At 54.7% G+C, this 18,183-nt stretch carries 14 protein-coding genes; 5 read left to right on the forward strand and 9 right to left on the reverse strand.

Annotated elements, in window-relative coordinates; translation table 11 throughout:
• Window positions 1–51: 51 nt before the first annotated feature.
• Both HUW35_RS11500 and HUW35_RS11505 read right to left on the reverse strand, forming a co-directional pair.
• Window positions 52–1,470, reverse strand: coding sequence for a carbohydrate-binding protein (locus tag HUW35_RS11500; protein WP_181252464.1), 1,419 nt, complete (start codon window positions 1,468–1,470; stop codon window positions 52–54).
• A gap of 54 nt (window positions 1,471–1,524) precedes the next feature.
• Window positions 1,525–3,282, reverse strand: coding sequence for a carbohydrate-binding protein (locus HUW35_RS11505; RefSeq protein ID WP_181252465.1), 1,758 nt, complete (start codon window positions 3,280–3,282; stop codon window positions 1,525–1,527).
• 334 nt (window positions 3,283–3,616) lie between these two features.
• Between HUW35_RS11505 and HUW35_RS11510 the strand changes: the two genes are divergently transcribed.
• Genes HUW35_RS11510 through HUW35_RS11520 form a run of 3 tightly spaced genes read left to right on the forward strand, consistent with a single transcriptional unit; the run spans window position 3,617 to window position 8,242 of the window.
• Window positions 3,617–4,906, forward strand: coding sequence for an MFS transporter (locus tag HUW35_RS11510; protein ID WP_181252466.1), 1,290 nt, complete (start codon window positions 3,617–3,619; stop codon window positions 4,904–4,906).
• Between the two features lie 44 nt (window positions 4,907–4,950).
• A complete protein-coding gene (locus HUW35_RS11515) occupies window positions 4,951–7,251 on the forward strand; it encodes a beta-galactosidase (RefSeq protein WP_181252467.1) in 2,301 nt (766 codons plus the stop codon).
• Window positions 7,241–8,242, forward strand: a complete 1,002-nt coding sequence (locus tag HUW35_RS11520) for an SMP-30/gluconolactonase/LRE family protein (RefSeq protein ID WP_181252468.1) — start codon at window positions 7,241–7,243, stop codon at window positions 8,240–8,242. The genes HUW35_RS11515 and HUW35_RS11520 overlap by 11 nt, the downstream gene beginning before the upstream one ends.
• A gap of 164 nt (window positions 8,243–8,406) precedes the next feature.
• Here the strand turns inward: HUW35_RS11520 and HUW35_RS11525 are convergent, their stop codons facing one another.
• The 6 genes from HUW35_RS11525 to HUW35_RS11550 all read right to left on the reverse strand — a co-directional run bounded on the left by HUW35_RS11525 (window position 8,407) and on the right by HUW35_RS11550 (window position 14,623).
• Window positions 8,407–8,787, reverse strand: a complete 381-nt coding sequence (locus HUW35_RS11525) for a cupin domain-containing protein (RefSeq protein WP_181252469.1) — start codon at window positions 8,785–8,787, stop codon at window positions 8,407–8,409.
• A gap of 67 nt (window positions 8,788–8,854) precedes the next feature.
• Window positions 8,855–10,300 (reverse strand): aldehyde dehydrogenase family protein, encoded by a 1,446-nt coding sequence (locus HUW35_RS11530; protein ID WP_181252470.1) that lies wholly within the window; start codon window positions 10,298–10,300, stop codon window positions 8,855–8,857.
• 39 nt (window positions 10,301–10,339) lie between these two features.
• Complete coding sequence (locus HUW35_RS11535; RefSeq protein ID WP_181252471.1) at window positions 10,340–11,134, reverse strand: enoyl-CoA hydratase/isomerase family protein; 795 nt, start codon at window positions 11,132–11,134, stop codon at window positions 10,340–10,342.
• Complete coding sequence (locus HUW35_RS11540; RefSeq protein ID WP_181252472.1) at window positions 11,127–12,287, reverse strand: CaiB/BaiF CoA-transferase family protein; 1,161 nt, start codon at window positions 12,285–12,287, stop codon at window positions 11,127–11,129. Before HUW35_RS11540 ends, HUW35_RS11535 begins: the two co-directional genes overlap by 8 nt.
• Window positions 12,284–13,438 carry a CaiB/BaiF CoA-transferase family protein gene (locus HUW35_RS11545; RefSeq protein ID WP_181252473.1) on the reverse strand — a complete coding sequence of 385 codons (1,155 nt, stop codon included), beginning with the start codon at window positions 13,436–13,438 and terminating at the stop codon, window positions 12,284–12,286. Before HUW35_RS11545 ends, HUW35_RS11540 begins: the two co-directional genes overlap by 4 nt.
• 3 nt (window positions 13,439–13,441) lie before the next feature.
• Window positions 13,442–14,623, reverse strand: coding sequence for an ABC transporter substrate-binding protein (locus HUW35_RS11550; protein ID WP_181252474.1), 1,182 nt, complete (start codon window positions 14,621–14,623; stop codon window positions 13,442–13,444).
• Window positions 14,624–14,872: 249 nt separating this feature from the next.
• Here HUW35_RS11550 and HUW35_RS11555 point away from each other — a divergent pair, with 249 nt between their 5' ends.
• Window positions 14,873–15,613, forward strand: coding sequence for an IclR family transcriptional regulator (locus HUW35_RS11555; RefSeq protein ID WP_255463250.1), 741 nt, complete (start codon window positions 14,873–14,875; stop codon window positions 15,611–15,613).
• A 134-nt stretch (window positions 15,614–15,747) separates the two neighbouring features.
• On the opposite strand, the gene HUW35_RS11560 is transcribed toward HUW35_RS11555, so the two are convergent.
• A complete protein-coding gene (locus HUW35_RS11560) occupies window positions 15,748–16,401 on the reverse strand; it encodes a 2-dehydro-3-deoxy-6-phosphogalactonate aldolase (protein WP_181252475.1) in 654 nt (217 codons plus the stop codon).
• An 89-nt stretch (window positions 16,402–16,490) separates the two neighbouring features.
• Between HUW35_RS11560 and HUW35_RS11565 the strand changes: the two genes are divergently transcribed.
• Window positions 16,491–18,155, forward strand: a complete 1,665-nt coding sequence (locus HUW35_RS11565; protein WP_255463251.1) for a sugar porter family MFS transporter — start codon at window positions 16,491–16,493, stop codon at window positions 18,153–18,155.
• Window positions 18,156–18,183 lie beyond the last annotated feature (28 nt).

Below are 18,183 nucleotides of genomic sequence, written 5' to 3' on the forward strand. Positions count from 1 at the left end.
GTTATCTATTTTTTTGGGGTTTCCAGCCTTTTCTCTTTGAGCGTAGATTTTTTAGTCCGGCCGTTGGCAACGATCTACATCACCATTTCTCGGCTTTTCACTTTCGGTATTGCGATGTAGAGACTGCCCTTTGTTGCGGGAGAACCGAACCTCATCACCATTCCACTGCCAAGCCGCGCCGCCGGAGCTTTGTACCCGCAGTGTGTGAGTGCCGGTATTGGCAATATAGATCGGGTTTTCCAGCTCAAAATCCCGATACTTCTCCCATCCGCCGGTGTTAGTAACGGTGATAGTGCCCTCATAGGTGCCATCCAGCTGTACGTCTGCGGCAGTCCCCGATGGGGTAGGCGTGGCGGCGGCCAGTGTTACCCAGTAGTAGCCTGCGCGCGGAAATTCCACCTGATATTCCGCCCAGTCTCCCAGGGTGTTGTAGTTAATATTTTCGCCATTCGCGTTGAATCCGTGTACCGCGTCCCAGGCAACCGGTGCGCCATCCTTGCCCGTTGAGGTGAATTCGGACATTTCGATCGTAACTTCAATACCGCTATTTCCGGGAGCAGTATCATCGGGCCCGCAGTTGCTGGCTTCGGGAACCGGTTTGTAAAAGCGTACCCATTCAACCTGGAATTTATTGCGCGCAGGATCAGCCAACTCTTCGTCAGACGGCGGTAGTGTTCCCTGCGTATCACGCCAGCCCTGGTGTTCTGCATCAAAAATGGCCTGCATCGGCTTGTTTAGGCCAGTGCCATTGGTAAATCCGTAAGGGTCGATTACATCAGCACCAGAGGAGACACGTACCAGTTCACCGTTAACGTAATACTCCAGCGTCCACGGGTCTTTCCAGTAGGTACCTACGCGCACATAGTCTTCTCGCCAGCTGCCGCCGTCGGGTTTCGCATACCAGGTACTAGGATCCTTCGGCTGATAGTCCTGGAAAGGATCGCGGATAAAGACGTGGTGGCTCAGATGGATACGCTGGTCGAACCAGACTTCCGATGGACGGTCACTGCCGTAGGTTTCGAGGATATCGATTTCCTGGGTGGAGTCGGCGCTCAAAAGCCAGAAGGCATTGGCCAGAGTGAGGTTGGTGATTTTCACGCTGGCTTCCATGTACAGCGGATAAATCAGGCTCTCTTTTGAGTGAATCGCGCCAGTATGGATTTTTTCCGTGCCCGGCTTGCGGCTCGCCTTGATAATCAGATTGCCATTTTCGACCGACGAGTTTGGTCCGTAAAATTCGGTCAGGTCGGGGCCCAGCCACGGGTTGATAAAGCCTTCACTCCAGCGTTCAAAGAAAGCTTCACTCTTACCAAAAGCGGCTGCGTCGTAGTTGAAATCATCCGACAGTGATTGGAGTTCCCAGGTATTACCTTCTCCGGGGTCGGCGGGTACAGGGATTCCGTCCCAATCTGCGGCAAGTACAGTTGATGACAGGGCGATGGCGGTCATTGCGATAGCAGTGGTTTTCATGGCGTTGTTCCTTTTGCCCCCATGCCGGGGGCGACGGTTATTTTTGTGGGCTCATTAATTGGCTGTGAGGACTAATCTGTCCAGATTCCATTGCCAATCGTTTGTGCCTCCGCCGTACAGGCGTAGCTGATGGGTACCCGCGCTCAGGTAAACCGAACCGCCCGCGAGAGGCTGAAAGTTGTCCCAGCCCACATTTGGAACGGCCTTTTGTGTTTTGTTGACCCAGCTTCCACCCTCGAATAACAGGAAATCGACTTGGCCACCGGCTACGCCGGTGCCGATGTAATAGGTAATGTCGTAAGTGCCCGCTTGGGCAACGGAGATGGAATAGTCTGCGAAGTCGCCTTTGTTGACGTAGTTGATCGCCGTAGCGCCATTTATGCTGTAGACACTGATAGCTTGTGGCTGGCCATCGGCGAAGGTACCGCCCACGGCGTCGAAGCTTTCCGCTTCTACGGTGATACTCGATCCAGAGCCTGGAGGCGGTGAGCCGCCATCCTCAACCTTGGTAAAACGGATTTCGTCACCGTTCCACTGCCAGGCACTACCTCCTGAGCTTTGGACCCGGATGGTGTGATCACCTGGCGTGGCGATGTAGATGGGGTTAGCGAGAGAAAAGCTGCTGTATTGCTCCCAGCCGCCAGTACTGCTGATCGAAACGGTGCCTACATAGCTGCTGTCGACGCTAATGTCAGCGCCAAGCCCACTGGACTCCGGTGATGCTGCGACCAATTCAACCTGGTAGTTTCCAGATTCGGGAAAGTTGACAGTGTAATCACCCCAATCCCCGAGGGTGTTGTAATTGATGTTGTCTCCGTTTGGATTGAAGCCGATTACGCTATCGCCGCCGACTGCAGTACCGTCTTTACCGGTTGTGGAAAAACTGGCCATCTCTTTGACAATGGCATTACCCGAACCATTGCCCGTATCCGGAACAGGTTTGTAAAAGCGCACCCAGTCGACCAGGAATTTGTTGCGCGTCGGATCTGCCAGTTCAGCATCTGTCGGTGGCTCTGTGCCCTGCGTATCGCGCCAGCCTTGATGTTCCGCATCAAAAATAGCCTGCATGGGTTTGTTAAGGCCGGCACCTCCGGTGTAGCCGTTGGGGTCGATCATCGCGACGCCGGAAGTTACTCGGGCGAGTTTTCCATTGACGTAGTATTCCAGTGTCCAGGGATCTTTCCAGTAGGTGCCTACACGAACAAAGTCATCGCGCCAGCTGCTGCCATCTTCTGTGGCATACCAGGTGCCAGCATCTTTGGGCTGGTAATCCTGAAACGGATCGCGGATGAATACGTGGTGGCTGAGGTGGATGCGCTGGTCAAACCAGGCCTCGCTGGGACGGTCGCTGCCGTATGTCTCAAGCGTGTCGATTTCCTGTGTGGAATCAGCACTCAGCAACCAGAAAGCATTGGCAAGCGTCAGGTTAGTAATTTTTACCCGTGCTTCCATGTATAGCGGGTAGGTCAGGCTCTCTTTGGAGTGGATCGCACCGGTATAGATTTTGTTGGTGCCCGGCTTGCGGCTCGCCTTGATCACCAGGTTGCCGCCTTCGACGGACGAGTTTGGTGCGTAAAACTCGGTCAGGTCCGGTCCAAGCCAGGGATTGATGAACCCCTCGCTCCAACGTTCAAAAAAAGTACTGCTCTTGCCCACCGCCGGGGCGCTGTAATTGAAGTCGTCAGAAAGCGACTGTAATTCCCAGGTGTTGCCCGCTCCGGGGTCGGCGGGTACCGGAATCCCGTCCCAGTCGGCGGCGTGAAGGTTTGAGGCACAGACAAGCGCTGCTAACGCACAGAAGGAAAGTTTCATCACTAGGCTCCATTGCCTCCGGCTTGCGGAGGGTATTATTTTTATTTGGCTGTCGGAGCCTAATGTTAATTGTTGACAATGGCAACCGAGGAGCGGGCGAAGATACGTTTTTGTGATGAATATGCCTCTGACACCATGCTTGATTCTTTGTTTTGGCGCCAATTCCCACTGGTTGTAGACCAGAGTTCAGGCTTCACGGTATGTGTTTGAGGCTGGTTACTTCGGAATCGAATAGTGGTTGCAGGATCATTGTCGATTGTTAACAATGTAGGTACTTATTTAGTGCGATCTTGGAATCGAGATGTAAATTTGGGGCACGCGAGAGAATAATCCTATGCCGACCAACGGGCGTTTCAGTGTATTGGCGCTGATCTTTATCAGTGTGGTGATCAATTATATGGACCGCACCAATATTTCGGTCGCGGCCAATGCAATTTCACAGGACTTGAGCCTTACCCCGGTACAGATGGGAATTATCTTTTCCGCGTTCGCCTGGACCTATTCCATCATGCAGATTCCAGGTGGAATGATCGTGGATGTGGTGAAGGTGCGGATTCTCTATCCGTTTATCCTAGTCGCCTGGTCGCTGGCGACAATCCTGCAGGGGCTTGTCAGTTCCCTGGCGGCGTTGGTCGGTTGCCGAATGGCCATAGGCCTGTTTGAAGCGCCGTCCTATCCTGCGAACAACAAGATTGTTACCCAATGGTTCAATGCGCAGGATCGGGCGGGGGCTATTGCTGTTTATACGTCCGGACAATTTATTGGGCTGGCTTTTCTAATGCCAGTCCTCGCGGTTATTCAGGAGTGGTTAGGCTGGCGCGGTTTGTTTGTGGTTTCCGGGGTAATTGGCATTGTTTGGGCGGCCGTCTGGTATTGTCTGTATCGTGAGCCTTCGAACGAGGTGAGGGCGGTTGCTCCAGTTGAGGATAGTGAATCCTCGACAAACGGGGGTTCTACGACCTCAGTGACCTGGCAAAATATTCGCTTGGCCTTTTGCAGCCGTAAACTGTGGGGCATCTATATCGGCCAATTTTGCCTCGGTAGCACACTAATCTTCTTTCTTACCTGGTTTCCAACCTATTTGGCCGAGTATCGCGGACTGGGCGAGCTAAAAACCGGCTTCATTGCCTCGATACCTTTTCTGGCAGCATTCTGCGGTGTATTACTTTCAGGCTTTCTGTCCGACTGGATGGTGAGACGCGGCTTATCCAACGAAGTTGCCAGAAAGGTACCCGTTATAGCCGGACTATTGTTGTCCGGCTCTGTAATAGGCGCCAACTTTGTTGACCACCCCGCCTGGGTAACCTTTTTCCTTTCACTATCGTTTTTTGGCAACGGTTTGGCATCGATTAGCTGGGTGTTCGTATCCCTGCTTGCACCTAAGCGCATGGTCGGTCTTGTCGGAGGTTGCTTTAACTTCATAGGTGGTCTTTCTGCGGTTGTAATACCGGTAGCGATAGGTTTTCTGGTGCAGGAAGGAGACTTTCGGCCCGCGCTATTTTTGATCGGCGTAATCGCATTGATCGGCATGAGTTCGTATCTGTTTCTTGTTGGCAAGATTGAACAGGTTGAATTACCGATCAACGATGTAGCCAATACCAAAAATCCAGTCATGAATTACTGATTGCTGAACATTAACGGAGTATTTGAATAGTGATAAATAAAAATATGCTAGCGTCCTTATCTCTGGCATCAGTTACGGTATTGCTGGGTGCTTGTGGAAACCAGGGCGATGCACAGAAAGAAAGCGAAACCCTTCTGTGGAACTTTGAAAGCGGCCAGATACCTGCAGCGTTTCAGCTTGAGAATGCCAAGGCTGAATTGGTGAACTTGGGCGACGGATCGGCGCTAAAGTTCATCCTGAATTCAAAGACACACAAAGATGCCGGATTTACGATTGCCCCGGAGACTCCCTGGAACTGGAGTGAGCTAGGTAACTTTGCATTCGCGCTGGACATTGCAAACCCGCAATCATCATCCGTCCATCTGTATGTCACTGCCACGGACGCGTCTGGCAAGACACACAACCGGAATGTCCAGATTGCCGAACACTCTACCGGTACCTATTTCATGGAACTCAAGGGTCCTGACCTGACGGTAGAGACCGGCATGCGGGGAAATCCTCCCAGTTGGAATACGGAGTATCAGGACATCATCTGGCGCTGGGGCGATAAACAGCTGGATCTCAGTGCGGTGGAAAGCGTCAAGTTTTCCGTTGCTGGCGTGCTGGAGGACAAGACGCTGGTGATCGATAACGTTCGCCTAATCCAGCCCAAATCTCTGGACGAGAACTACCTGAAAGGCCTTGTGGATAAATATGGCCAGAACGCGAAGCGAGACTTCGTCAATAAAGTCGGTAGTGTCGATCAGCTACGTGAAATCGCATCCGAAGAGCAGTCGCAGCTACGGGATACTCCATTGCCCGGACGTTCGCAATTTGGCGGTTGGGCGGATGGTCCTCAACTGGAGGGGACTGGATACTTCCGCACAGAAAAAGTCGGTGGGAAATGGGCCCTGGTGGATCCGGAAGGGTATCTGTTCTTTTCCTCCGGTATTGCCAATGTCCGATTGGCCAATACTTCCACCATTACCGGCTACGATGTTGACGCGAATGTGGTTCCACAACGTAAAGAACATGACCTGACCCCGGAAGATTCAGCTGGCTTGAACCGGGTACCACTGTCTGCCGTTGCCACGCGGTATGTGAGCTCTCCCTTGCGTGCGGAGATGTTTAACTGGCTGCCGTCCTACGAAGGACCGCTGGGAGACAACTTCGGCTATCGCCGTGAAGTCCATACCGGGGCTGTCGAGCGTGGAGAAACATTCAGTTTTTATCGCGCCAACCTACAGCGTAAGTACGGCCTTGATGACAACACGGAACTGATGGCCGCATGGCGCGAGACGACTGTGGACCGCATGCTTACCTGGGGCTTCACCTCATTTGGTAACTGGGTTGATCCCGGTTACTACCATATGGATCGCATTCCCTATTTCGCCAATGGCTGGATCATTGGTGACTTTAAAACCGTCAGTAGTGGGAATGACTACTGGAGTCCGCTGCCCGATCCGTTTGATCCGGAGTTTGTAAAGCGGGCGGATATTACCGCGCAGCAAATCGCCGATGAGGTACAGGGTAATCCTTGGTGCGCCGGTGTATTTGTCGATAACGAAAAGAGCTGGGGGCAAGAAGGCTCCATTGCGTCCCAATATGGAGTCGTGATCAATACATTGACCCGACCCGCCGAGGAAAGCCCCAGCAAAGCCCAGTTTGTAGATTTGATGCGGAAGAAGTATGGCGAAATCGCTAAACTCAATCTCAGCTGGGGAACTGAAATCGCCTCGTGGGATGCGCTCGCAGAAGGTGTGGAACTGACAGAATTTAGCGATGCGATGGTGGCTGATTTCTCTATAATGCTCGAACACTATGTCGATCGCTACTTTAAGGTCGTGCGCGATGCCGTTAAGCACTATATGCCCAATCATCTCTACATGGGGGCGCGTTTCGCGAGCTGGGGGATGACACCGGAAGTACGTCGCGCTGCCGCAAAGTATGCGGATGTGGTGAGTTACAACTACTACAAGGAAGGCGTGAGCGAAAAGTCCTGGCAGTTCCTCGCGGAGCTCGATCGCCCCAGTATCATTGGCGAGTTCCATAACGGCGCGCTGGACTCCGGGTTAGTGAATCCCGGCTTGATTCTTGCCAGCTCCCAGGCGGATCGCGGCAAGAAATACGCGGAGTATATGAACAGTGTTATCGACAACCCCTACCTCGTGGGTGCGCACTGGTTCCAATATATTGATTCGCCTCTAACCGGACGTGCCTACGATGGGGAGAACTACAATATTGGTTTTGTCAGTGTGACGGATATCCCGTACCAGCCTCTGGTAGATGCCGCTGCTGAAGTAAATAGCAAACTCTACCAGCGTCGTTTTGGCGAGATGCTGGAGGCCTCGGCGGATGCTCAGTAATCGAGCTTATTCCATGCAGGGCGTAATTTTCGCCCTGCTGGGAATATCGATGAATGCCTTGTCGGCAAATACTCATCAAGTGGAAATCTTCGACACGCGGGCACTGGATGTACTTGCCCAGAATGCCGAAGTCGAATTACTCGCGGAGGGTTTCGAATGGACAGAAGGGCCGGTGTGGGTGGAAGCCAACCCGGCAGCAGGGGGATTTGATAAGGGAAGCTTGCTGTTTTCGGATATTCCCACCCATCGTGTTCTGCGTTATGTGCCGGGGGAGGGGGTTTCGGTCTATCTCGAGGACAGCGGCTTCTCCAACGGTCTTGTTCTGTCGCAGGGAAAGCAACTGCTATTGATGCAATCCCGCTCGCGACAGGTGGCACGAATGGATGCGCCCTTGGCTCTGCCGCAGCGACAGTTCAAGGTACTTGCCAGCAAGTACGAGCATGGACGCTTGAATAGTCCGAATGACGGTGTGCTGCATAACAGCGGTATTCTCTTTTTTACTGACCCGCCCTACGGCCTGCCAAAGCAATTGGAAGATCCGGAGAAAGATCTGGACTTCCAGGGAATCTATGCGCTTCACCCCGATGGGCACTTGCTGCTTATCGATCGGGAGGTTCGCTACCCAAATGGCATTGCGCTTTCACCAGAACAGCATACCTTGTATGTGGCCGCATCGGATCCGGAAGCCCCCGCCTGGTATGCCTATGATGTAGATGAAGAGGGAAGGGTTGGACAGCGCCGTGTCTTTTATAGAATCGATGTGGATCGTAAATTAGAGCACGGACTCCCGGATGGCTTAAAGGCGCACAGTTCAGGCATGCTTTTTGCGACTGGCCCTGGTGGTGTCTGGCTGTTTGATCCATCCGGCAAGGTACTTGCGAAAGTCCACACGCCCAGTATTGCCGCCAATCTTGCATTCAATAGTGACGAATCTGCTGTATATTTCACCGCGCATAAGACACTGCTTCGCCTGAATCTACGCAAGCAGTAGGTTGGGCTTAGAGAATGATAAGCACGATTTACCCTTTTGAGGGAACTGGCGGGGTAATGCGAGACGGCGGCAGTTGCACAATTTTCCCACCGAGATGTATAGCCCAGCGAGACGCGAGCATTTGAAGTGAAGCCGCGCCGCACAGAGTGCGGCGCCAAAAATGGTTACACTGAGTGCGATACTTTTGCTAACAGGATTAAGCTTTTATCGTCACCGTTCACCCATCCGTGCGGGGTATTGGGCTTGAACGTGATGAAGTCTCCGGCCCCGTAAGTAATACCTTCGGTCCGGTTTTCTCCCGCATCGCCCGCATACAGGGTGCCATGACCACTGACCACATAGGCCAACCACGCCTCGTCAGAGGTGTGAATCGGATACTCCACCGCGCCAGGATCAATTTCAAACTGGAACATGAAGATCCCCGCGTCTTCGACCGCGCGAGCCTTCCAGCCCGACATGTTTTCGTGACTTGTGAAATCTGGTGCATCAACGGTTTCGATGGTGCTGGCGCTTTCATGCTCGAACATGATGTGATGTTTAGACATTGCATTCCCTCTTGTTATTGTTTTTAAAAGAAGAAACGGAGGCATTTGCCTCCGTTTTTTACGTTGCTTAATTGCAGTTCAGGTACACCGCACGTTTTTGCAGATAACCTTCGATACCATAGATGCCATCTTCGCCACCGATGCCGCTGCGCTTGTGGCCTGAATGGTAACCCTGGATGTAACCCACAATCTGTTTGTTCACAAACACGGTGCCAACTTCCAAACGTGCAATGGCATCCATAATGGTGCGGTAGTTATTGGTCCACAGGTAGCAGCTCAGGCCGTCATTGCGGCGATTGGTGATCTCCACTGCTTCCTCGTAGGAGGAAATAGTGACGATTGGCAGTACCGGGCCGAAAATTTCTTCCTGTGCCGCTGGCATATCGGCGCTCACACCAGACAATACGGTAGGCTGGTACCAGTTGCCCTTGGCAAATTCTTCACCTTCCGGGCGCTGTCCGCCACACTCCAGTGTTGCGCCGGCGTTGATAGTTTCCTGCACGATGGAGTCCACCCGGTCCAATCCCTGAGCAGTCACAGATGGCCCCATGTTGGGGTTTTCCATCGGGTTGCCCACGGTCAGCTGTTTGACCTTCTCCACCACCTTGCGGGTGAATTCTTCCGCCAGACTTTCATGGACCAGAACCAGCTCGGCACAAATACAGACCTGTCCGCAGTTCGCATAGCGGGAAATAACGACAGCATCCACGGCCTTATCGATGTCTGCATCATCCAATACGATGAAGGAAGCTTTGCCGCCGAGTTCCAGGGAGACGGCAGTGACGTTTTCCGCCACAGAGCGGCAGATGGCCTGGCCTGCGCGGATACTGCCGGTGAGGCTCACCAGCTGCGTGATGGGGCTTTTCACCAGATGTTCGCCCACGGTAATACCTGATCCGCTAATGACGTTGATGACCCCCTTTGGAATACCGGCTTCTTCTACGACCTTGGCAAATTCCATCGCGGTGACTGGGGTGGCCTCGTGGGGCTTGATAATCATGGTGTTGCCGGTAACCAGTGCAGGACCCACCTTGCGGCCGATAAGGGCCAGCGGGTAGTTGAACGCACACAGACCGATGGTTACACCGAACGGCACTTTCTGGATCCACAGCTGTTCATTCGGGCTGTCAGACGGAAAGATGTTGCCTTCGAGGCGGCGTGCTGCCTCGGCAGAGTAGGTGAGGTAGTTCAGTGTGTCGTCGAATTCGCCGTAGGCCTCATTCAGGGTTTTACCCTGTTCCTGCACCAGTAGGCGGGCGAAGTGCTCGCGCTTTGGTTTGAGTGCTTCAACCAGACGGAGAAGGTGGCGGCCGCGCTCAATGGCCGGCAGCAACTTCCAGCTCTGCAGGGCCTGCTGTGAGGACGCCAGGGCCGCATCTGCCTGCTCCAGGGTACAGTCGGGGACGCTGGCGAATACCGCACCCGTTGCAGGGTTTTCTACAGAAAGTTTTGTGGCGCTATCTATCCATTCGCCATCGATATAGCACTGATAATGTTGTTGGGTCTCGCTCATCATCTACTCCCTTGGGCGTTATCTTTTCTTGTGTATTACTTACTGGTTGAACTTTGGTACGCGCTTCTCAAGGAATGCGCTTAGGCCTTCTTTCGCGTCTTCTGTGCGGTAGAGCGAATCCGCGAGCTCGGCCTCCAGGCGCAGGGCATTATCCAGTGGCATGGAGCTTCCCTCGCGCACCGCACGTTTGGTGGCGGCAATGGCGAAGCCAGGGCCGCTGGCTAACTCTCTCGCAAAGTTGAGAGTGCCTACTTCGAGTGCTTCATCTGTGTAGAGACCATCCAGCAACCCAAGTTCCTGAGCGTGTGGTACGCCGAAGGTGTCGCCGGTTAGCAGGATTTCCATGGCCGCGCGTCGGCCGATTCGGCGCACCAGTCGTTGGGTTCCGCCATTACCGGGGATCAGTCCTAACTTGATCTCTGGCAATCCAAACCGGTAATTGCCTTCTGCGGCAAAGATAAAATCGCAGGCCATAGCAATTTCCAGGCCACCGCCAAGGCAGTGGCCGGAAACTTGCGCGATATAAATTGCGCTGCTGTTTTCAATGGCATTTGCATTGGCGCGAGCCTGCTCCACCAATGCGAGGTTTTGCTCCACCGTATTGTTGGCAAAAACCTTGATGTCGGCGCCGGCGCAGAAGAACCGCGCCAGGTGACTATCGATGATGACAACACGGATGGACGGGTTCTGCTCTGCCACTTTAATTGCAGCACCTATATCGCTCAGAAAGGACTCGTGGTATGCGTTTGCCGGTGCAAGGTTCAGGCTGATACGCGCGATACCGTCCTCCTCTACATTGAGAATGACATTGTCGGACTGATGCTCTTCACTCATTACCGCCTCCGTTATTTTTTATTTCTTGCAGGATGGCACTCCGGTGTTGCCCCAGCTTTGGTGCCGGTTTGCTGCCCCACAAAATAGCGTCGTCAATACGGATGGGGCAGCGGCTGGTGGTCAATGTACCGCCGCCATCCAGTGGAATTTGTTGCAGCATGTCCACACTGTTGAAGCCGTCATGGTTCATCAGTTGGTCCCAATCGAGCACCTCGGCGCACCAGATATCCGCAGGCTCCAGCAGGGAGAGCCAGTGGGCGGTGGTTTGTGTCGGCATGTGGTCGGCGAGGATTTGCTTGATCGAGTCGCGTTCGCTGAAGGCGCAGGCCGGATCGCTGTATGGCAACAATGCAGCGCAATCCAGCAGTTGTGCCAGGTCGGCGACACGTCCCATGGACAGCGCGATATATCCGTCGGCGGTGCGGTAAAACCCGTAGGCACCCGCGACCAGGGTATGTGCGCCGTTGACACTTGCGCGTTCGATTTTTTGCACCGGGTCATGCAGGAGAATGGTCAGCGGCTCGAACTGAAAGTCGATCATGGCCTCGAGCATACTGATTTCCACATGGGCACCTTCTCCGCTCACAGCCCGCCCGTACACGGCGGCGAGAATACCCTGCACCAGTTGTGCGCCGGTAAAAATGTCGGCGACGGGTACACCCATGGCGACGGGACCATCTTTGCTGCTGCCGGAAAGCCAGGTGAGTCCAGACAGGGCCTGTAGCAACAGGTCCTGGCCCGGACGACTCTTCCACGGCCCCTCACTGCCATAGCCGGTGATTTCACCGTAGATCAGCTGTGGGTTGATGGCCTTTACGGATGGGTAGTCGAGCCCCAGCCGCGCCATAACACCGGGGCGGAAATTGGCGATAAGGATGTCCGCTTGGCGAATCAGAGCATCAATTTCCGCGCGGTGCTCGGGGTTCTTGAGGTCCGCACTGAAGCTTTCCTTGTCGCGATTGATGGCGTGGAACAATGTCGATTCGTCTTCCAGTACACAGTCGGAAAGATAGAGGTTGCGGCAGTCATCGCCACCTTGCGGACGCTCGATTTTAATCACGCGGGCCCCCAGGTCTGCCAGACGCAATGCGGCAGAAGGGCCCGAGAGAAACTGAGAGAAGTCCAAAACCAGTAAACCGTCCAGCGGTTTCATCGCAGAGCCTCCAGGATTCTGGCAGTGTCGGCGCCCAGGGATGGGGCCGCTTTGTTGCTGGTTGCCGCTTGGCCATTGATACGTATCGGACAGCGGGTGGTTGTCACCTTTACCGGGCCGCCATTTCCGTTATTGGCCTTACGGGTAACCTGTAAGGACATGGAAACCGCGTTAAACGCCGGGTGTGAGAGCAACTGGTCATAATCGAGCAGCTCTGAGGCCCACAGGTCGTGCGCTTGCATCCGTGCCAACCAGTATTCAGTGGTGTTGGTTTGCAACTGTTCGGCCAGCGCTTCCTTTAACGCATCGCGTTGTTTAAAGGCTTCGCTATTCGGTACATCGAGAGCTGGGCATTCCAGTGCCTGAGCCAGCTGGGGCAGCGAACCCATCGAGATGGCAATCCAGTCGTTCTGTGTTTGGTATATACCGTAGGGTGCACCGAGGAACGCGTGGGCGTTCGCAATCTCACTGCGGGTTGGCATCTGGCGGCCGTTATTCAAATAGGTGGTAAGGCCCTCGAACTGGAAGTCGATCATTGATTCCAGCAGGCTAGCCTGTACCTTGGCACCGGTAGCCTGTTTCTGGCGGCGTACCAATACCGCAAGAATGCCCTGAGCAAGGTGAGTGCCGCAGAGCATGTCGGCAATTGCCAGCCCCAGTGGAATCGGGTCCTGATCTTTGTTGCCGCTCAGCCAGCCAAGTCCCGATACTGCCTGGGCCAGCAAGTCCTGCCCGGGCTTATGTGCCCAAGGGCCGGTGTTTCCGTAACCACTGACTTCGCCATAAATCATCTGAGGATTAATGGCCTGTACTTGTTCGTAATCCAGGCCAATCTTTTCCATTACCCCGGGCCGGAAGTTGTGGGTCATCACATCGGCGGCGGCGATGAGCTTCTTCACGGTGGCGAGATCGTCCGGGTTTTTAAGATCCGCGCAGAAGGACTCTTTATTCCGGTTAATCGTGTGAAACAGCAGGCTGTCACCATCGACCGTGAGGTCTTTGGTGGCCAGCTGCCGACAGGCGTCACCGCTGCCGGGGCGTTCAATCTTGATCACCCGCGCGCCGAGATCTGCCAGACGCAGGCCCGCGTAGGGGCCTGCCAGGTACTGGCTGAACTCAAGGACGGTGACACCTTTCAGGGGTTGCAACATAAATCAATCCTGACGGGATTTAACGTAGAGTTGGTTGAGGTGCGCGAGTAATGCCTCAGCATCACCGCCGTTCATCAGATATTCACGGATGGGTGCACCGGAGTTGTCCTGGAAGAACATATGTCCGTGGTAGCGAGGGCGCAGGAACGCGCGGTCAAGCGTGGGTAGGGTGTTGACGAAGTAGTTGTTCGTCAGATTGTTGGCCGCGGTACTGGTCCACGCATTACGATGTCCAGGTTGACCACCATATTGTATGTAGAAGGAGGCTTGCAGCGCAGGGTCTCCTGCGAACTGGACGAATTGCGCGGCGATTTCGGGGTGTTTGCTGCGGCTGGAAATTGCCAGGCCGGTGCCACCGAGGGTGGTTTTAAGGTGTTCGCCTTTGGGGCCGGCGGTCACGGTATCGCGGAATTCCAGCAGTTTGCGTGCATAACCCGGTTGTGCGTAATTTGCATAGCCGTAAGCAAATGGGCAGTAAGCGAAATCATCGCTCAGGGTCATTGCCTCGTACACCTTGATGGGGTTCCAGTCGAAGCAGCGGCGATCGAGATTGTCAGAGAGGGCCTTCAACATACCCAGCGCTTCGATCCCGACCTCTTTGCTGACGACCTCGTCGTCGCGAACACACGGATCTTCGCCCATTGCGGAGCAGAGCATGTAGAAGTTCATCAGGGTGTCTTGCGGGATGCTGGGGACCGCTACCAGGCCTTTGCGGGCCAGCTCCATCAAGTCTTCCCAGGCCTGGGGTTCTTCCAGTCCTCTCTCGCGCAACAAATCCGGGCGGATTGACGCAACCGGGGTCGCCGCGTCCAGCGCCAGTGCCCACTGTTGGCCATCGTAATGATAGGAGTTGTGTGATTCACCTACCGCGTGGTCAGCCTGATCTTTCAGAAATTCGGCAGGAAGCCATTCATCCAGTGGCAGGATCACCTTTTCCCGCGCGGCGAACCCGGTCCAGGGGTGATCGATGACCAGCAGGTCGTAGCGGCTTGCCAGGTCGTCAATGGGGTGGTCGGCAAAGGCCTGCAGGGAGCGCTTGTCCCATTCGATGGTGACATGCGGATTCAGTTCTTCGAAACGCTGGGCGGCGGCCACCATGGGAGTGAAACCACGGGTGTGGTTCCAGGTCATGCCGCGCAGGGTAATAGGTTCCGGTTTAGCCACCGGAGCGTGGGAGCTGCTCATGGTTTTCTCTCTAGTGCAATTGCTGCCCCGTGGACGGAGGCATGCGGTTGGTGGCTCATCAGGATGTTTTTTATATATGAAATTATTGTTCAAGTATAAAAACTGGTTTTGAAGAGTGTCAACCTGTGCTTAAATCTCTGCGCAACCTGAGAAGTTGCAGAAACAACAAAGATTGGCTGGTCATGAGGCGAGCCGAGGATGAATTTGGGGTGCCGGGGGGGAACGATGGCAGTAGCGGTGGCAGAAAGAGTGAGTAAGTACGCGGTGCCCGCGCTGGATAAGGCGCTGGAAATACTGGAATTTTTGGCGGCGGAATCCCTTCCGCTGTCGCAGTCGGATATAGCGCTGGGGATCGGTCGCACCAATAGTGAGATTTATCGCGTTTTGGTCGGCCTGGAGTCGCGGGGTTACATACTGCGCGATGAAGTGTCCGGCAAATACCGGATGTCGCTCAAGCTACTGGAGCTGACTCGTACGCTCTCACCGGTGTCGCAGCTGCGATTTGCTGCTCAGCCGGAGATGGAGGCGCTGGCTGCCCGGCTGGGGCAGTCCTGTCACTTGAGTGTGATTCACCAGGGGCAGTTGATGGTGGTTTTGCAGGTGGCGAGCCCGGGGCCGGTTTCCCTGTCTTTCAATGAAGGTACCTTGTTCCCGCTGCTGCAGACCGTATCCGGGCGCTTGCTGCTGGCGAACTGTGAGAGTGGCCGCCGGCAGCGCGTGCTCGATGATTTGGCAGAGGCCACTGACAGGCCCGCGTTGGAGCAAAACTTGAACCGTATCCGTGAAATCGGTTTTGAGGTTCGCCCCAGCGAATTGACCGATGGGGTGACCGATTGTGCGGCACTGGTCGGCAAGCCGGATGGTGCAACAATTGCCGCACTCGCGGTCTCCAGTTTGACTTCGGTCGTGGGTAAAAAACTGGAGCAAAGTGAGCTGGTAAGCGAAGTGCGTACGTCCGCAGCCAAAATTAGCGCGGCCCTGGGACTTTGATTCGCCGCAGCATTGCTGTTTGTGAATAAAAAAACGCCCCGGTGAACGGGGCGTTGAAGCGTGAGAGAAGATGCCCGAATGGCAATACGGGCAAATGGTCACGAAGAGTCAATCGAAACTTGTATGGCGTCCAGTCAGCCTAATGTGCGGGCGTGGTTCGCCGCGGCCACCATTACTCTGGCCTTGTCGGCAATCTGGCTGGCGTTGTCGCCGGCCGAGTAAATATTGGATCCCAGACCAAAACCGCGAGCGCCAGCTCTCCAGTAGGTTTCCATGTTGTCGGCGGTGATGCCGCCCACGGCCAGGGTAAGTATCTCTTTCGGGATCACCGCGCCGAGCGACTTCAGGTATTGAGCCGGGAAGTCGGCCACAGGGAACATCTTCAGTGCCCGGGCGCCGGCTTTCAGTGCGCTGAACGCTTCCGTAGGGGTAAGGCATCCGGGCGCGGAAACCAGGTCTTTCTCCAGCGTTGCAGAGATCACTTCGGGATCACAGTTTGGTGAAATAATGATCTTTCCGCCGGCATTTTGTACACTGTCGACTTGCTCCACAGTGAGTACCGTGCCCGCGCCACAGATGGTGGTTTCACCATAGTCATCCATGATGCGGGCGAGCCGCTCGATGCTCTTGAGTGGCTCTACCGGAGAGTTCAGCGGAACCTCAATGGCTCTAACGCCGGCCTCCAGCAGAGTGTGGGCAACCATATCGATTTCGTCCGGGGTTACGCCGCGGACGATGGCAATCAGGGGGCAGGTTTCCAGTGCGGCGTGGAACTGCTGGCTGGACATGGCTCAATTCCGTGGGTCAGGTGTGTTTTTAGTGTCGGGCCAGTATACGGGGCTGGCGAAGTATTTGTACATAGTTAATTGTTAACAAAATGGATGTGGGGTTGTATGATGCACGGACATTAAGTGGTGTCCGCTCGTGCAATCAAGCCGTGGTCGGAGCGCCAATAACAATAAAGAGAGGTGATCCGATGAGAGGATTCCAGCTGACCGCATTCAAGTTCGCCGCAATCGTGGCGTTTGGCGGTTTCATTTTTGGACTGGATGCCGCACTGATTTCTGGCACGGTCCGTTTCATTACTGCCGAGTTCACGCTGTCGGACCTGCAGGTGGGCACCGTGGTGAGTGCCCCCGGTTTCGGGGTGATTTTTGCTCTGATGGTGACAGGGCGTATCTGTGATGCCTATGGCCGCAAGGCGGCCCTCGTGATAATCGCTTTTCTTTATCTGCTTTCCGCGATTGGGTCCGTGTTGGCGCCTAACTTTGAATGGTTGGTTGCCGCTCGATTCCTGGGTGGCCTTGCGTTTACTTCGCTTTCACTGGCTTCCATGTATATCGGTGAAATTGCACCGCCGGATATGCGCGGCAAGCTGGTATCCATGAACCAGATCACGACAGTGGTCGGTTTGTCTGCCGCGTACTTTGCCAACTACCTGATTCTGCGGGCATCCAGCGCGGATGCCGCCTGGGTTGTGGCACTGGGTATTGATCAGTACACCTGGCGCTGGATGCTGGGGGTGGAAGTCATACCCGCGCTCGTCTGGCTGATGATGCTGCTGTTAATTCCGGAAAGTCCGCGCTGGCTGGTGATGAAGGGCCGGTTGGACGATGCTCGTAAGGTCATGAGTCGTTTGCTGCCACAGGCGCAAATCGAGCCGCAAATTCAAGAGATCCAGGAGAGTGCTGCCGCATCTCCCACCGGCAGTTTCCGCCAGCAGGTGGCCGAAATCTTCAAGCCGCGCCTGCGCACCGCGTTTTGGGTTGGATTGGTGATCGCCATCGCGCAGCCGATTACCGGCATCAACGCCATCATGTTCTATGCACCTACGGTGTTTGAGCAGGTGGGCATTGGTACCGATGCCGCGTTCCTGCAGGCCGTGGTTGTGGGCGTGGTGAGTGTAATGTTTACCATTCTGGCGCTGCTGTTGATCGATCGCCTTGGTCGCCGGCCGCTGGTGCTGTTTGGCCTTGCGTGGGGTGGCCTGAGTCTGTTTCTGTGCAGCTGGGCGTTTTCCCATGCGGTGTATGAATTGACCCCGGCATCCCTGCAAGCCCTGGCCAATGTGAACCTCGATGTAGCCAACCTTCAGGCGCTGGTGGGAACCGCTTTCGCTGATGATGTTGCCTTTAAGCAGGCGATGTATCAGGCGCTGGGTGAAGCAACGGCCCGCGCGAATGAGGCCGTACTGATTCAGGAGGCGATACAGATCGATGCGACTCTGGTACTGCTCGGTATCATGTGTTTTATCGCCTCATTCAATCTCTCCATTGGCCCCGTCATGTGGGTGCTGTTTTCGGAGATTTTCCCCACCCACGTGCGCGGTATTGCGATTCCCTTCTTTGCACTGATTGTGAGTACGGTCAGCTACTTCGTGCAGCAGTTTTTTCCGTGGCAGCTCAACAATATGGGCGCGACGGAAATCTTCCTGTTCTATGCCGCATGTATTAGTGGCTGTCTGGTGCTGCTGTACTTTTTACTGCCGGAGACCAAGAACAAATCCATTGAGGAAATTGAAGCCGCGCTGGTGCGCGCCTGAAAAGACCGTTCAATTAAGTGAGAAGTTT

This window comes from Microbulbifer sp. YPW1 (assembly GCF_013367775.1).
GTDB lineage: Bacteria > Pseudomonadota > Gammaproteobacteria > Pseudomonadales > Cellvibrionaceae > Microbulbifer.

What these genes read in the sequence shown, in the direction of transcription:
- HUW35_RS11500 (WP_181252464.1), bottom strand. Translation starts at nt 1,470, where the DNA reads ATGAAAACCACTGCTATCGCAATGACCGCCATCGCCCTGTCATCAACT.
- HUW35_RS11505 (WP_181252465.1), bottom strand. Translation starts at nt 3,282, where the DNA reads ATGAAACTTTCCTTCTGTGCGTTAGCAGCGCTTGTCTGTGCCTCAAAC.
- HUW35_RS11510 (WP_181252466.1), top strand. Translation starts at nt 3,617, where the DNA reads ATGCCGACCAACGGGCGTTTCAGTGTATTGGCGCTGATCTTTATCAGT.
- HUW35_RS11515 (WP_181252467.1), top strand. Translation starts at nt 4,951, where the DNA reads ATGCTAGCGTCCTTATCTCTGGCATCAGTTACGGTATTGCTGGGTGCT.
- HUW35_RS11520 (WP_181252468.1), top strand. Translation starts at nt 7,241, where the DNA reads ATGCTCAGTAATCGAGCTTATTCCATGCAGGGCGTAATTTTCGCCCTG.
- HUW35_RS11525 (WP_181252469.1), bottom strand. Translation starts at nt 8,787, where the DNA reads ATGTCTAAACATCACATCATGTTCGAGCATGAAAGCGCCAGCACCATC.
- HUW35_RS11530 (WP_181252470.1), bottom strand. Translation starts at nt 10,300, where the DNA reads ATGAGCGAGACCCAACAACATTATCAGTGCTATATCGATGGCGAATGG.
- HUW35_RS11535 (WP_181252471.1), bottom strand. Translation starts at nt 11,134, where the DNA reads ATGAGTGAAGAGCATCAGTCCGACAATGTCATTCTCAATGTAGAGGAG.
- HUW35_RS11540 (WP_181252472.1), bottom strand. Translation starts at nt 12,287, where the DNA reads ATGAAACCGCTGGACGGTTTACTGGTTTTGGACTTCTCTCAGTTTCTC.
- HUW35_RS11545 (WP_181252473.1), bottom strand. Translation starts at nt 13,438, where the DNA reads ATGTTGCAACCCCTGAAAGGTGTCACCGTCCTTGAGTTCAGCCAGTAC.
- HUW35_RS11550 (WP_181252474.1), bottom strand. Translation starts at nt 14,623, where the DNA reads ATGAGCAGCTCCCACGCTCCGGTGGCTAAACCGGAACCTATTACCCTG.
- HUW35_RS11560 (WP_181252475.1), bottom strand. Translation starts at nt 16,401, where the DNA reads ATGTCCAGCCAGCAGTTCCACGCCGCACTGGAAACCTGCCCCCTGATT.
- HUW35_RS11565 (WP_255463251.1), top strand. Translation starts at nt 16,491, where the DNA reads ATGGATGTGGGGTTGTATGATGCACGGACATTAAGTGGTGTCCGCTCG.